Genomic DNA, 14,368 nt, shown 5'->3' on the forward strand with positions numbered 1-14,368 from the left:
AGTGAAAGCAGGCGTTAAACCGCCACCAGGCGCACGCTGGCGCCTTCGCCGACGCCCAGGGCTTCGGCGGCTTGCAGGTCCAGGGTCACCGGTTTGCCCGGGGCGTAATCCAGCTCCAGCAACACCGCGCGGTAATCCTGCAACTGGCCGTTGGAGACCAGGTACTGGCGGCCGCCGCCCTTGGCTGCCTCACCGATCTTCACCGGCACCACGCGGCTCTGGGCAATCGAGCGGATGCCCGAAACCCGCGCATGCAAGGTCGGGCCACCGTCGAAGATGTCGATGTAGTGATCGGTTTCAAAACCTTCGCGCATCAGGATGTCGAAGGTGATCTGTGCCCGCGGGTGCACCTGGCCCATGGCTTCCTGGGCCGCATCCGGCAGCAGCGGCACGTAGATCGGGTAATGGGGCATCAGCTCGGCGAGGAAGGTCCGGCTTTTCAGGCCGCACAGGCGCTCGGCCTCGGCGTAGTTGAGGTCGAAGAAGTTGCGCCCGATGGCATCCCAGAACGGCGAGTCGCCATGCTCATCGCTGTAGCCGACGATCTCGGTCACCACCGAATCGGCGAAGCGCTCCGGGTGGCTGGCGACGAACAACAGGCGGCCGCGGGAGTTGAGCTCCGACCAGGCCGAGCCCACCAGCTCCGGGACCACGTAGAAACTGGTCAGCAGGCTGTTGCCGGTGAGGTCGTGGCACTGGGACAGGACGTGGATCTTGTTGTGGATCTTCAGCTCGCGGGAGGCGTGGACGAAGGTTTCGTTGCGAAAGCTGTAGAACGGTTCGGAGTAGCCGGCCGAGGCGACAATCGCCGAGCAGCCCACCAGCTTGCCGCTGTCGGTGTCTTCCAGGACGAAAAAGTAGCTCTCTTCACCGTTGAAGCTCACTTCAGCGGCGAACGAAGCCTCGCTTGCGGCGATCTTGTCGCTCAGGCGATCCACATCATCCGGCAAGGAGGTGACACCAATCGGGCTGTCTGCAGCCAGACGCTGTACCTCGCCCAGATCAGCCATTTGCGCGGGGCGCATCACCAGCATGGTGTCACTCCTTACTCTAAAACAGGTCGGAAACCGTCCGACTCAGGGAAAAAAATGCCGGGATAGCCCGGCACAGGAATTAGGCTCGACGCCGGCCGCAAAGGCCGGCGCCGAGAAGCACCGCCGCCCTGGATCAGGCTTGAGTCAATTTCGCCACGGCGCGCTCGAAGCGGTCCAGGCCCTGGTCGATATCGGCATCCTCGACCACCAGGCTCGGCGCGAAGCGCACCACGTCAGGGCCGGCTTGCAGGATCATCAGGCCTTCTTTCTCGGCCGCGTTGAACACGTCCTTGGCCTTGCCCTTCCAAGCCTCGCTGAGCACGCAGCCGAGCAACAGGCCCAGGCCGCGGACTTGCGTGAACAGGCCGTACTTCTCACCGATCTGCAACAGACGGGTCTTGAAGCGGTCGTGCTTGGCTTTCACACCATTGAGCACCTGTGGGGTGTTGATCACGTCGATCACCGCCTCGGCCACCGCACACGCCAGCGGATTGCCGCCGTAGGTGGTGCCGTGGGTGCCGACTACCAGGTGCTTGGCCAGCGCTTCGGTGGTCAGCATCGCCGCGATCGGGAAACCGCCGCCCAGGCTCTTGGCGCTGGTGAGGATGTCCGGGGTCACGCCGTAATGCTGATAGGCGAACAGCTCGCCGCTGCGGCCCATGCCGGTCTGCACTTCGTCGAACACCAGCAGCGCGTTGTGCTGGTCGCACAGCTCGCGGGCGCCTTGCAGGTAGGCCAGCTCGGCCGGCAGCACGCCGCCCTCGCCCTGGATCGGCTCCAGCACCACGGCGCAGGTCTTGTCGGAAACCGCGGCTTTCAGGGCGGCCAGATCGTTGTACGGCACATGGGTGATGCCGGTGATCTTCGGACCGAAGCCATCGGAGTACTTGGACTGGCCACCCACGTTCACGGTGAACAGGGTACGACCGTGGAAGCTGTTCAGGGCGGCGATGATTTCGTACTTCTCGGCGCCGAAACGATCGTGAGCCACGCGACGGGCCAGCTTGAAGGCGGCCTCGTTGGCTTCTGCGCCGGAGTTGCAGAAGAACACGCGCTCGGCGAAGGTGGCGTCGATCAGCTTGTGGGCCAGGCGCAGGGCCGGCTCGTTGGTGAAGACGTTGGACACATGCCACAGTTTGCCCGCTTGCTCGGTCAGTGCGCCTACCAGGGCCGGATGGGCGTGGCCCAGTACGTTGACCGCGATGCCGCCGGCGAAGTCGATCAGTTCCCGACCCGACTGATCCCATACTCGGGACCCCGCGCCACGCACAGGAATGAAGGCCGCAGGTGCGTAGTTGGGAACCATCACCTGGTCGAAATCGGCGCGTTGCACCGGAGCTTGCTCAACGGACATCGGAGTCTCCTGAAGAGGAACACCCGCCTGAAACTGGCGAGCGATGGAGGGATTGTAAGGACAGTTTTGTGCCCGGCCTTGTCGCCAAGCGACAACTTCTTATAGCGCCAACCCAGGTTTTAAGCGGGTTTATGGCAATGCGACAAATAGCGTCGCAAAGGCGCAGTTTAAACTGCGCACAGCCTCAGCGGCAGATTTGCCGGGCAATTTGCCCAAGGTAATTACCCAGGTAGTTACGTGGCGGGCGGCCCCAAATCTCGAAAAGGTTATCGACGTTACGACAAGAGGGCGTCGAACGGGATTTTGCGGGCGAGCGGGTGGCCTGTGGGATTCGCCGGCAAGCCGGCTCCTACAATACGGGGTCAGCCGCGCTCGGAAGGCACGGAGGAGAGTTCGAACGGGCTGCTGCTGCGCCGCTGATTGCGATCTTCACGCGGGGTGGCGCCAAAGAAGTTGCGATAAGCGCTGGAGAAGTGCGGGCCGGAAGAAAAACCACAGGACAGGCCGATCTGAATGATTGACTTGCTGGTCTGCATCAGCATCTGCCGGGCCTTGTTCAGGCGCAGCTCCAGGTAATACTGGCTGGGCACGCGGTTCAGGTACTGCTTGAAGATCCGCTCCAACTGACGACGGGAAACACAGACGTGCTGGGCAATCTCGTCGGTGGTCAGCGGCTCCTCGATATTGGCCTCCATCAGCAGCACTGCCTGGGTCAGCTTCGGATGGCTGGAGCCCAGGCGATTTTGCAGCGGGATACGCTGGCGCTCGCCGCCTTCACGAATGCGCTCCACCACCAGTTCCTCGGACACCGCACCGGCCAGCTCGGCGCCATGATCCCGGGCCAGCACCGCCAGCAGCAAGTCCAGTACCGACATGCCACCGCACGCGGTCAGGCGATCACGGTCCCAGTCGAACAGATGGCTGGTGGCGATGACCTTGGGAAAACGCTCGGCGAAATCATCCTGCCAGCGCCAGTGCACCGCTGCCCGATAACCATCGAGCAACCCCAGTTGTGCCAAGGGGTAAACCCCGGCTGACAACCCACCAATCACACAGCCGGCACGCACCAGCTGCTTGAGGGCACTGCTCAAGCCGGAACTCATCGGCGCCGGCGGCTCGTCCGCCAGCAGGAACAGTTTCTGACAACCTTCCAGCTTGCCCGCCCAAGGCTCGCCCGGCAGTTGCCAGGCGCCTTCGGCCGGGGCCTCAGCCTGCAGGAAAGCCAGCTCATAGACCACTTCCGGGTGCACCCGCTGGGCAACACGCAAGGCCTCCTCAGCCAGCGCCAGCGTCAAGGCTTTAGTGCTGGGCCAAATCAGGAAACCAATTCGATGGGCAGTCATGGCGGGCAATCCGAAACGAAAACAAGGTGAGAAGCCAAGGGCGGCAGCACCAAGTTAGACCATCTGGCGCGCGGTGCGCAGCATGACCTAATTTGGTGCACAACGGCAGCTATTACTTGAGGCTGCCCGAGAGGAATTGTTGCAAACGTTCTGATTGCGGGTTCACCAGCACTTCACGCGGGTTGCCGCTCTCTTCCACCACACCCTTGTGCAGGAACACCAGCTGGTTGGACACCTCACGGGCAAAGCCCATTTCGTGGGTCACCACCACCATGGTCCGGCCTTCCTGGGCCAGGGCCTGCATGACCTTCAGGACGTCGCCCACCAGTTCCGGGTCCAGGGCCGAGGTCGGCTCGTCGAACAGCATGACTTCCGGTTCCATCGCCAGAGCCCGGGCAATCGCCACCCGTTGCTGCTCGCCACCGGACATGTGCCCCGGATAGGCATCCTTGCGGTGCGCCACACCGACCTTGGCCAGGTAGTGCTCGGCCTTCTCGCGAGCCTCGGCCTTGGACACACCCAGCACATGCACCGGCGCTTCCATGATGTTTTCAATCGCGGTCATGTGCGACCACAGGTTGAAATGCTGGAACACCATCGACAGGCGCGAGCGCATGCGCTGCAACTGCTTGGGATCGGCGGCCTTCAAGGCGCCGTCCTTGTTGGCTACCAGCTTCAGCTCTTCGTTGTTCAGCAGGATCTTGCCCGCATGGGGCTGCTCCAGCAGGTTGATGCAGCGCAGGAATGTACTCTTGCCCGAGCCACTGGAGCCGATGATGCTGATTACATCGCCAGCTGCGGCCTTCAGGGACACGCCCTTGAGCACTTCGTGACTGCCATAGCGCTTATGCAGGTCTTGGACTTCAAGTTTGTACATGCGGTCGGTTCTCACAAAAACAGTCAGTCGTTGAGCAAGCGCCCGCGACGCAGCGCTTCGCGCCCCGCCACCTTGGCCAGCCAGAAACCGGGTTGGGCATAACGCAGCCGCTCAACGGCGAACAGCACGCCGCTGGTGCCAGCACACACCGTGCTGACCCGATCGGATAGGGGATCAATCACTTCAAAAACCGGCTCGCCCGCCTCCACCCAGCTACCGGCCGGACGCAGAAAGCTCACCACGCCGGGGTGCGGCGCATACAGCAGCTGGGTGCCTTCGAAAGGCATGGCCTCGCAGGCTTCACGCCCGGGGGCCGGCCAATCACCGGCAATCAACCCCTGCTCGGCAAGAAACGCCAGGATGCCTTCGGCGTGCGCTTGGGCCTGAGGCCGCCCGGTGTCGGCCTGGCCGCCCAGCTCGAGGGTGGTTGCCAGGCAAGCCAAGGGGATCTGCGCTTCAGGGAACTGCCGCGACAGGCGCAACCAGGGCAACGAGCAGGCTTCGTCGAACGAGCTGCCACCGGAATCTTCCGCCAGCAGACCGACCTTCACATCCAGGTGCGCGGCCAGGGAGCGCCACTGCGGCCAATGCTGCGGCAATGCATACATGTGCAGCGCCGCCTCGGCATCGCAATGCAGGTCCAGCACCACATCAGCGCTGCAGGCATGGCTCAGGAGCACCCGCTGCATGCCCTGCAACTGGCTGGACGCCGGCGGTAGCTCAGCCAGCACCTCGGCCATGGCCTGGCGAATCAGGCGCACATTGGCGTGCGGATCATCCCCCAGGCGCCCTTGCAGGCGCTGGCCGACCGGCTCGCTCAACTCGACGAAATCACGGTTGAAGTTCTTGCCGCTGCCGGCCTCGAAACGCCCCTGGTGATTGCCTTGCAGCAACTGGCCCAGGCCCAGCGGGTTGGCCACCGGCACCAGCTCGATGACGCCGTTGAGAGCCCCCTGGGCTTCCAGTTCGCCGAGGCGCTTCTTCAGCTCCCAGGCAGTACGCATGCCCGGCAACTCGTCAGCATGCAGGCTGGCCTGGATATAGGCCTTGCGCTCGCCGCTGCCGAAACGGAACACCGAGATATGCCGCTCGCTACCCAGGTGATTCCAGGGCAATGGATGATCGATGCGTTCCATATCAGTGCTTCCGCGGCGCCAGGTAGCGCAGCCAGCGGCCTTCGGCCAGCTTGAACAGGCGCACCAGGATAAAGGTCAGGCACAGGTAGAACACGCCGGCGGTGATGTAGGCCTCGAACGGCAGGTAGTACTGCGCGTTGACCGTGCGCGCCGCGCCGGTGATGTCGATCAGGGTCACGATGGATGCCAGACTGGTGGTCTGCAGCATCATGATCACTTCGTTGCTGTACTGCGGCAGCGCTCGGCGCAGAGCCGACGGCAAGAGAATGCGGCGGTACATCTTGTAGCGCGACATGCCCATGGCCTTGGCCGCCTCGATCTCGCCATTGGGCGTGGCCTTGAGGCTGCCGGCGATGATTTCCGCGGTGTAGGCGCTGGTGTTGATGGCAAAGGCCAGGCAGGCGCAGAAGGTCGCGCTGGACAGCCAGGGCCAGAGGAAACTCTCGCGCACCGCTTCGAACTGAGCCAGGCCGTAGTAGATCAGGAACAGCTGCACCAGCATCGGCGTGCCGCGGATCACATAGGTGTAGAGCCAGGCTGTCATGTTCACCAGCGGCTGCTTGGACACCCGCATCAGCCCCAGGGGCAGCGCCACCAGCAAACCGAAGAACAGCGACAGCGCCAGCAGTTTCAGGGTGGTCAGCAGGCCGCCGAAGTACAGCGGCAGGGCCTCATAGATGACGTTGTAGTCGAAGATCATAGATCAGCCGCCCTTACGCCTACCGAGTAGCGCTTCTCAAGGTAACGCAGTGCCAGCAACGAGACACTGGTGATCACCAGGTACATCGCCGCCACTGCAAGGAAGAAGGTGAATGGCTCGCGAGTGGCATCCGCCGCCTGCTTGGCCTTGAACATCATGTCTTGCAGGCCCACCACGGAAATCAGCGCGGTCGCCTTGGTCAGTACCAGCCAGTTGTTGGTGAAGCCGGGAATCGCCAGGCGAATCATCTGCGGCACCATCACCCGGAAGAACACCTGGAAGCTGCTCATGCCGTAGGCCATGCCGGCTTCCGCCTGCCCCTTGGGGATCGCCATGAAGGCGCCACGGAAGGTTTCGGAGAGGTAGGCACCGAAGATGAAGCCCAGGGTGCCGATACCGGCCGCCAGCGGATTGAGGTCGATGTAATCGTCATAACCCAGCAGCGGCGCCACCCGGTTGAGCAGATCCTGGCCGCCGTAGAAGATCAGCAGGATCAGCACCAGGTCGGGAATACCGCGGATTACCGTGGAGTACAGGTCGCCCAGCCAGGCCAGCCAGCGCACCGGCGAGAGGCGCAGCGCAACCCCGATCAGACCCAGAACAATGGCCAGGGCCATGGACGACAAGGCGAGCTGAAGCGTCAGCCAAGCGCCATCGAGGATGACAGCCCCGTAGCCTTTCAACATGATTCAGGTCCTCGAAAATTGGGATGAAAAAATGGCGCAAACTTCAGAGACTCTGCTGCTTGCGCCATCTCGGACTGACTGATTCGACGGTCTTACTTGCCGTAGATGTCGAAGTCGAAGTACTTGTCCTGGATTTGCTTGTACTTGCCGTTCTCACGAATGGCAGCGATGGCGGCGTTGATCTTGTCCAGATCGGCCTTGTCGCCCTTGCGCACGGCGATCCCTACGCCGTCGCCGAAGTATTTGACGTCGGTGAAGGCCGGACCGACGAAGGCGAAGCCCTTGCCAGCGTCGGTCTTCAGGAAGCCGTCATTCAACAGGGTAGCGTCCGCCACGGTACCGTCGAGGCGACCGGCGGCCACATCCAGGTAGATTTCGTTCTGCGAGCCGTAAGGCTTGATCTGCGCACCCAGGGGAGCCAGCACTTCACGGGCGAAACGCTCGTGGATCGAACCGCGCTGCACGCCGATGTTCTTGCCCTTGAGCTCGGCCAGGCCGTCGCTGATCTGGGTACCGGCCTTCATCACCAGACGCGCCGGGGTGTTGTAGTACTTGTTGGTGAAGTCCACGGATTTCTTGCGATCGTCAGTGATCGACATGGACGAGAGGATGGCGTCGATCTTGCGAACCTTCAGTGCCGGGATCAGGCCGTCGAACTCTTGCTCGACCCAGACACACTTGACCTTCATCTCTTCGCACAGGGCGTTGCCGATGTCGTAGTCGAAACCGACGATGCTGCCGTCCGGCGCCTTGGAGGCAAACGGAGGGTAAGCCGCTTCGATACCAATTTTCAGCGGCTTTTCATCGGCGAAAGTCGGCAGGGACAGCACGGACAGTGCCAGGGCGCCAAGAAGCACGAGTTTCTTCATCTTAGAACTCCATCGGTAAAGGGCGAAAACGGCAGAGTGAGCGACAGCCCAATATGCGAATGGGTGAAACAGCAAATAGCGGCGCTGCGGCCCGGGCAGCCCGCAAGGGGCTCACACACAGGCAACGACGAGCGAGTGACCGGCATTCTAACGACAGGCTGGAAGCCGATATTTCCTCAATGCGACAACAAATTACAGAAGCATCGAGAATGCCTGGCCAGCGCATTGACAGCTCTTCAATTCTATGCAAGAGCGAAAGACGGGGAACCGATCTATGCTGCAAATTGCGGGCCTATTATTGGCAAAGCCTTCTATTCCGGCAAGCGCAGCGTGATGACTTATTTTTTATAAGGGTATAAAAGGCCCTGAAATGGGGCCCGGCGTTTCCCATTGCCCCGAAAGTAGGCGCGAGGTTACATCTTCGGCCGTACCGGTAACATTCGGATACACCGAAGGGATAAATCCGATATTTATTCGCCCCTTCCTCGCGGGCAAGCCGGCACCTGCAACAGCCACGCAGAGGGCTTTGCGGCCCATCGCCACCGCACAAAAAAGCCCCGCCCAGCACAGGGCCGGGCGGGGCTGGGTGACTCGAAAACCGCCTCAGGCGACGTTCATGGTCTTGTGGGTATCGATCAGGTGCTGCACCACACTCGGGTCAGCCAGGGTCGAGATATCGCCCAGACCGTCGTACTCCGCCGTGGCGATCTTGCGCAGAATCCGCCGCATGATCTTCCCGGAACGAGTTTTCGGCAGGCCCGGCGCCCATTGGATGACGTCCGGCGAGGCGATCGGCCCGATTTCCTTGCGCACCCAGTTCTTCAATTCCAGGCGCAGGGCTTCGTTCGGCTCTTCGCCACCATTGAGGGTCACATAGACGTAGATGCCCTGCCCCTTGATGTCGTGAGGCACGCCCACCACCGCCGCTTCGGCGACCTTCGGGTGCGCAACCATGGCGCTTTCGATTTCGGCGGTACCCATGCGGTGCCCGGAGACGTTGAGCACATCGTCCACCCGACCGGTGATCCAGTAGTAGCCATCTTCGTCGCGACGGGCGCCGTCACCGGTGAAGTACATGCCACGGAACGTCTTGAAGTAGGTATCGACGAAACGATCGTGGTCGCGGTACAGGGTCCGTGCCTGGCCTGGCCACGAGTCGAGAATCACCAGGTTGCCCTCGGCCGCGCCCTCGATGATGTTGCCCAGGTTATCCACCAGGGCCGGCACCACGCCGAAGAACGGACGCGCTGCGGAACCCGGCTTCAAGGCATGCGCCCCCGGCAGCGGGCTCATGAGGGTGGCGCCGGTTTCGGTCTGCCACCAGGTGTCGACGATCGGGCAGCGGGACTGACCGACGTTCTTGTAGTACCAGTCCCAGGCTTCCGGGTTGATCGGCTCGCCCACCGAGCCCAGCAGGCGCAGGCTGCTGCCATCGGCCCCTTCGCAGGCAGCGGTGCCCGAAGCCATCATGGCGCGGATTGCGGTCGGTGCGGTGTAGAGGATGTTGACCTTGTGCTTGTCGACGATCTTCGCCACCCGAGTGACATCCGGGTAGTTCGGCACCCCCTCGAACAGCACGGTGGTGGCGCCGTTGGCCAGCGGGCCGTAGACAATATAGGTGTGGCCGGTGACCCAGCCGACGTCGGCGGTGCACCAGTAGACTTCGCCCGGGCGGTAGTCGAACACCCGCTCATGGGTCAGCGACGCATACAGCAGGTAGCCGCCGGTGGTGTGCTGCACGCCCTTGGGCTTGCCGGTGGAACCGGAGGTATAGAGGATGAACAGCGCTTCTTCGGCGCCCATCTCTTTCGGCGCGCAGACGCTGCCGGCGACTTTCATCAAGTCTTCGTACCAGATGTCGCGGTGCTGGTTCCACTTGATGTTGCCACCGGTGCGCTTGCACACGATGACCTTCTGAATGCTGCTGGTTTCCGGGTTGGTCAGGGCATCGTCGACATTGGCCTTGAGCGGCACTTTCTTGCCGGCACGGATACCTTCGTCGGCAGTGATCACCACCTTGGAGCGGCAGTCGATGATGCGCCCGGCCAAGGCTTCAGGGGAGAAGCCGCCGAACACCACCGAGTGGATCGCGCCAATGCGGGTACAGGCCAGCATGGCCACCACCGCCTCGGGAATCATCGGCATATAGATAGTCACCACGTCGCCGCGGTGCACGTCCTGGCCACGCAGGGCGTTGGCGAACTTGCAGACTTCCTCATGCAGTTCGCGGTAGGTGATGTTGCGGCTTTCGGAAGGATCGTCGCCTTCCCAGATGATCGCGATCTGATCACCGCGCTCGGCGAGATGGCGATCCAGGCAGTTGTAGGAGACGTTCAGGGTGCCGTCGGCGAACCACTTGATATCGACATGGTGATCGTCGAAGGAGGTCTGCTTCACCGTGGTAAAAGGCTTGATCCAGTCGAGACGCTTGGCCTGTTCGCGCCAGAAACCGTCCGGGTTCACGACCGACTGCTGGTACATGGCCTTGTAGGTCGCCTCGTCAGTCAGCGTATTGGCCAAAACCTCGGGACGAACGGGATACAGAGAAGCCGCACTCATCTTTCTTACCTCGGTGACATAGTTGTTTTTGTATGACCCCGTTGTAGCCGGGGGGCGTCTATAGAACCATTCGACGATGGTAGTAACAACCCCCTGCGAAATACCGCTTCATTTGCCAAACCCCTTCAAGAATGCGCCTTACAGCGATATCCACCCTACCCAAAAAAGTTCCAGCCAGCTGCCAAACAGCCCTTTTTCGGCGATTGTTACAAAAACTGTCAAAGGTGTTTATCAAAAGTACGCCTATATGACTGCGGCCCCCGCGCCTAAAATCTGCCTCGCCCAACAGGCAATCTGATTAACCAAGTTGCAGCCCCCACGAAGGCAGTTAATCAAACTTCTACTCAAGTTCCACACGCAGCCCCATAAAGGCTGCGTGACCTCACACGACCTTAGAAAGGTAAAACGCAAATGAAAGCTTTATTAGTTCTGGCCCTCAGCAGTCTGTGCGTAACCGCGATGGCTGATGAGATCCCGACTGATGTCGCCAACCAGCAAGTACCGGTAGAGGAATACACTTACTCGACTGATCTGGATATCGCCAAAGTTATCTCCATGAGCGAAGTTCCAGAAGTATGCGAAGTTGTACCAGCGCGCATGGAATATGAAGACTCCCACGGCCAGCGGCATATTCTTCAATATCGCGTAATGGGCAACGGTTGCTCTAACGGCTAATAGCAAAGTTCATTGCACATACCTTGATGACTGCCGGCCGCAAGAAATCCCTCTTGCGGCACAGATGCCTGGTGACTACCCACCCATGGGCAGCAAAAGGCCTCAGCCTGACGACGTGCGAGCCCGGCAATCGCACGCACCTTTCCTCCTGAGGTTGATGGCCTCCTCATGGCACCGCCCACGACCTTGCGAGCAACTCCAGCGACGGCTTCGACGGAGGAAATCCGGCCACCCCCTGAAGACCTGCTCCAGGAGATTTCCCAAGGCAAGACCGAGCGATTCGAGTTGTGTTCAAAACCTCAAAAAGGCTTGCAAAAACACAACATCTAGTAAAATTGGCTATTTTTTGGCCATTTCCGGCTGTTTTTTTCAAGCGTGAAAAAAAATCTTCAACCGCCAAAGCCTTGTAAACCCGCGCTCTGCTCCAAGTCCCCCCCCTTCTCGGGCTCGCCTGCGCCCATCGGTCGCCCCACGCCCCCGAAAATATCCTTATAATGCGTCCTCAAAACGGGCCTGCAACATTCCCTTACCGGATGAAAACGACCTGCTGAATCCTGCGCAGGAGCTGGCACGCCAAGCTCCGCCCGACAGCGGTCACCAGGCACCCGGACACGTATTTCTGTTTATTGCCTGCGTTCACTGCTGCAACAAACGATTTCCAATGATTTAACGCGGCCAGCGTGCCGTGTGAAAAACCACCCCTTTTGTTTTCACACGGGCATCTGGCCCTCGAGCAGGAGACGACACGTCATGCTGAGCTGGGACGAATTCGACAAAGAAGAAGGTGAAGTTGCGGTCAAAGGCGCCAACGCCGGCCACGCTACTGAAGCCAACATGGACCGCCTCGACAGCGCCGGTGGCGCCGCCGCTCTCGAAGCCCGTGCCGTGACTGCCAGCGACTCCGCTGCCGTAGCCCGCGCCAAGGCGTCTCTGGATCAGCTCGACATCGCCGAAGGCCTGGCCGAGCTGGAAGGCTCTTCCGCCCGTGTCGCGGTTGACGAGAAGCGCATGATCAACTGCCGCGCCGACCTCAACCAGCTGGTGCCGTTCAAGTATGACTGGGCCTGGCAGAAGTACCTCGACGGCTGCGCCAACCACTGGATGCCGCAAGAGGTCAACATGACCGCCGACATCGCCCTGTGGAAAAACCCGGAAGGCCTGACCGACGACGAGCGTCGCATCGTCATGCGCAACCTGGGCTTCTTCTCCACCGCCGACTCCCTGGTTGCCAACAACCTGGTACTGGCCGTGTACCGCCTGATCACCAACCCGGAATGCCGCCAGTACATCCTGCGCCAGGCGTTCGAAGAGGCGATCCACACCCACGCCTACCAGTACTGCATCGAATCGCTGGCCATGGATGAAGGCGAGATCTTCAACATGTACCACGAGATTCCATCGGTCGCGAAGAAAGCCGCCTGGGGCCTGAAGTACACCCGTTCGATCTCCGATCCGAAGTTCGAAACCGGCACCGTCGACACCGACAAGGAACTGCTGCGCAACCTGATCGCCTACTACTGCGTTCTGGAAGGCATCTTCTTCTATTGCGGCTTCACCCAGATCCTGTCCATGGGCCGTCGCAACAAAATGACCGGTGTCGCCGAGCAGTTCCAGTACATCCTGCGCGACGAATCCATGCACCTGAACTTCGGCATCGACGTGATCAACCAGATCAAGATCGAAAACCCGCACCTGTGGGATGCCGAGATGAAGGAAGAAGCGACCCAGATGATCCTCCAGGGCACCCAACTGGAAATCGAATACGCTCGCGACACCATGCCGCGCGGTGTACTGGGCATGAACGCCGCGATGATGGAGGACTACCTCAAGTTCATCGCCAACCGTCGCCTGTCGCAGATCGGCCTGAAGGAAGAGTACCCGGGTACCACCAACCCGTTCCCATGGATGAGCGAGATCATGGACTTGAAGAAAGAGAAGAACTTCTTCGAGACCCGCGTGATCGAGTATCAGACTGGCGGCGCCTTGAGCTGGGATTGATTCCCGGATCAATGACACAAACAAGAAGCCCTGACCTGGTCAGGGCTTTTTTATTGGCCGCACCAATGTACACAGGGACTGGTTCATCAAAGTACGTGCAGGCTGCATGACCTGCCGCTATAAAGAACCCTCTTCCGCTTAAGGATCAAAGCGCCCATGAAATTCGATACCGCGTACTGCATCAGCCTCGACGACAAGTTGTCGATCTATGACGTGCGTGATCTGAATTTCGATGAAACCCTGGTCTTCGATTCGGCCAGGGAAAGTTTCCAGTGCCCCAACGATGCATGCCGCGCAGCGTTCGATAGCACTAATCAACTAGGCACTTTCAACGCCAAGAACGTCAACTACATCCGCACGCCGCATTTCAAGAACCTGCCCGCCACGCTTCATATGGAAGGATGCCCTTATGGGGTCAGCAAAAGCGCCGGTAGCGTGGAAGGCACCGCGACCGAAGAGGAACGCGAGGAGCATTTCCCCTCGGAGTTGCTCTTAAGCCGCCGTGAATACGTGCGCAAGCCGGCCAGCCCCCAAGCGGCAGTGGATGCCCCACAGGACACTCCGCCAGCCGCTAAGGCCAGTTCGCACAAGCCCCATCCCGGGCGCGACACTACCCCGGACAAGACCAGCGTCTTCGCCCACCCAGTGGAGTGCTTTGTGTCGAACATCGACGACAAGGAACTGCTCAAGCGCATGCCGCTGAAGGTCGGCGAACACACGGCCAGCTACGCCTCATTCTTCAAGAAGATCGAGTACCTGCTGGACAACAAGGGGCTTATCTACTGGGGCAAGATCAAGGAGATCAAGGACTACACCCAAAGCTTTCGCATCGATTTCGAGCAGAAAGTCTGGTTCAAGGCCGAGGGCGAAACCAAGAAGAAGCCCTACTCGGTCAATGTCTACCTGAGCAAGAAGCTGATCGACAGCTACCGCAAGCGCAAAGCCTTCCTCGAGGAGATCAAGGGCGCCGCCGACAGCCAGCGGGAGCTGTACTGTTTCTTCTATGGCGTGACGCCGGCACTCAAGCAGGTGCCGAGCAAGAAAGACCCCGAGTCGACCTTCGGGGTCTTCAGCGCCAATATCGAGAACCTGGATCACTTCGTGATCCGTGAGGCGCCGGGGCTGGAAGCAAAATAA

The 14,368-nt window shown here is 60.6% G+C and carries 12 protein-coding genes; 3 read left to right on the forward strand and 9 right to left on the reverse strand.

Annotated features, from left to right (window positions below):
* Positions 1-14: 14 nt before the first annotated feature.
* From aruF to acs, 9 genes are all read right to left on the reverse strand, one after another.
* A complete protein-coding gene (gene aruF / locus A9971_RS21715; protein WP_011062770.1) occupies positions 15-1,034 on the reverse strand; it encodes an arginine/ornithine succinyltransferase subunit alpha in 1,020 nt (339 codons plus the stop codon).
* A gap of 133 nt (positions 1,035-1,167) precedes the next feature.
* On the reverse strand, positions 1,168-2,388 hold the full coding sequence (locus A9971_RS21720) for an aspartate aminotransferase family protein (protein WP_019093134.1): 1,221 nt from the start codon (positions 2,386-2,388) through the stop codon (positions 1,168-1,170).
* Between the two features lie 362 nt (positions 2,389-2,750).
* Positions 2,751-3,731 (reverse strand): transcriptional regulator ArgR, encoded by a 981-nt coding sequence (gene argR / locus A9971_RS21725; RefSeq protein WP_011062772.1) that lies wholly within the window; start codon positions 3,729-3,731, stop codon positions 2,751-2,753.
* Between the two features lie 112 nt (positions 3,732-3,843).
* Positions 3,844-4,608: an ABC transporter ATP-binding protein gene (locus A9971_RS21730; RefSeq protein WP_011062773.1), complete on the reverse strand. Its 765-nt coding sequence runs from the start codon at positions 4,606-4,608 to the stop codon at positions 3,844-3,846.
* A 23-nt stretch (positions 4,609-4,631) separates the two neighbouring features.
* Complete coding sequence (locus A9971_RS21735) at positions 4,632-5,744, reverse strand: succinylglutamate desuccinylase/aspartoacylase family protein (RefSeq protein ID WP_182999986.1); 1,113 nt, start codon at positions 5,742-5,744, stop codon at positions 4,632-4,634.
* A gap of 1 nt (position 5,745) precedes the next feature.
* Positions 5,746-6,444 carry an ABC transporter permease gene (locus A9971_RS21740; protein ID WP_011062775.1) on the reverse strand — a complete coding sequence of 233 codons (699 nt, stop codon included), beginning with the start codon at positions 6,442-6,444 and terminating at the stop codon, positions 5,746-5,748.
* Complete coding sequence (locus A9971_RS21745) at positions 6,441-7,130, reverse strand: ABC transporter permease (RefSeq protein ID WP_011062776.1); 690 nt, start codon at positions 7,128-7,130, stop codon at positions 6,441-6,443. The genes A9971_RS21740 and A9971_RS21745 overlap by 4 nt, the downstream gene beginning before the upstream one ends.
* Before the next feature lie 92 nt (positions 7,131-7,222).
* Complete coding sequence (locus A9971_RS21750) at positions 7,223-7,999, reverse strand: ABC transporter substrate-binding protein (RefSeq protein WP_011062777.1); 777 nt, start codon at positions 7,997-7,999, stop codon at positions 7,223-7,225.
* A 603-nt stretch (positions 8,000-8,602) separates the two neighbouring features.
* The gene (acs, locus tag A9971_RS21755; RefSeq protein WP_011062778.1) at positions 8,603-10,558 is read right to left on the reverse strand and encodes an acetate--CoA ligase; all 1,956 of its coding nucleotides are present in this window, start codon (positions 10,556-10,558) and stop codon (positions 8,603-8,605) included.
* Between the two features lie 411 nt (positions 10,559-10,969).
* Between acs and A9971_RS21760 the strand changes: the two genes are divergently transcribed.
* The 3 genes from A9971_RS21760 to A9971_RS21770 all read left to right on the forward strand — a co-directional run bounded on the left by A9971_RS21760 (position 10,970) and on the right by A9971_RS21770 (position 14,368).
* On the forward strand, positions 10,970-11,233 hold the full coding sequence (locus A9971_RS21760) for a DUF2790 domain-containing protein (protein ID WP_011062779.1): 264 nt from the start codon (positions 10,970-10,972) through the stop codon (positions 11,231-11,233).
* 750 nt (positions 11,234-11,983) lie between these two features.
* Positions 11,984-13,231, forward strand: a complete 1,248-nt coding sequence (locus tag A9971_RS21765; protein ID WP_011062780.1) for a ribonucleotide-diphosphate reductase subunit beta — start codon at positions 11,984-11,986, stop codon at positions 13,229-13,231.
* Between the two features lie 156 nt (positions 13,232-13,387).
* Positions 13,388-14,368 (forward strand): hypothetical protein, encoded by a 981-nt coding sequence (locus tag A9971_RS21770; protein WP_182999987.1) that lies wholly within the window; start codon positions 13,388-13,390, stop codon positions 14,366-14,368.

This window comes from Pseudomonas sp. UME65 (genome assembly GCF_014170225.1).
Classification (GTDB): Bacteria; Pseudomonadota; Gammaproteobacteria; order Pseudomonadales; family Pseudomonadaceae; genus Aquipseudomonas; species Aquipseudomonas protegens.

What these genes read in the sequence shown, in the direction of transcription:
- A9971_RS21730 (WP_011062773.1), bottom strand. Translation starts at nt 4,608, where the DNA reads ATGTACAAACTTGAAGTCCAAGACCTGCATAAGCGCTATGGCAGTCAC.
- acs (WP_011062778.1), bottom strand. Translation starts at nt 10,558, where the DNA reads ATGAGTGCGGCTTCTCTGTATCCCGTTCGTCCCGAGGTTTTGGCCAAT.
- A9971_RS21750 (WP_011062777.1), bottom strand. Translation starts at nt 7,999, where the DNA reads ATGAAGAAACTCGTGCTTCTTGGCGCCCTGGCACTGTCCGTGCTGTCC.
- A9971_RS21720 (WP_019093134.1), bottom strand. Translation starts at nt 2,388, where the DNA reads ATGTCCGTTGAGCAAGCTCCGGTGCAACGCGCCGATTTCGACCAGGTG.
- A9971_RS21765 (WP_011062780.1), top strand. Translation starts at nt 11,984, where the DNA reads ATGCTGAGCTGGGACGAATTCGACAAAGAAGAAGGTGAAGTTGCGGTC.
- A9971_RS21760 (WP_011062779.1), top strand. Translation starts at nt 10,970, where the DNA reads ATGAAAGCTTTATTAGTTCTGGCCCTCAGCAGTCTGTGCGTAACCGCG.
- aruF (WP_011062770.1), bottom strand. Translation starts at nt 1,034, where the DNA reads ATGCTGGTGATGCGCCCCGCGCAAATGGCTGATCTGGGCGAGGTACAG.
- A9971_RS21770 (WP_182999987.1), top strand. Translation starts at nt 13,388, where the DNA reads ATGAAATTCGATACCGCGTACTGCATCAGCCTCGACGACAAGTTGTCG.
- A9971_RS21735 (WP_182999986.1), bottom strand. Translation starts at nt 5,744, where the DNA reads ATGGAACGCATCGATCATCCATTGCCCTGGAATCACCTGGGTAGCGAG.
- A9971_RS21740 (WP_011062775.1), bottom strand. Translation starts at nt 6,444, where the DNA reads ATGATCTTCGACTACAACGTCATCTATGAGGCCCTGCCGCTGTACTTC.
- argR (WP_011062772.1), bottom strand. Translation starts at nt 3,731, where the DNA reads ATGACTGCCCATCGAATTGGTTTCCTGATTTGGCCCAGCACTAAAGCC.
- A9971_RS21745 (WP_011062776.1), bottom strand. Translation starts at nt 7,130, where the DNA reads ATGTTGAAAGGCTACGGGGCTGTCATCCTCGATGGCGCTTGGCTGACG.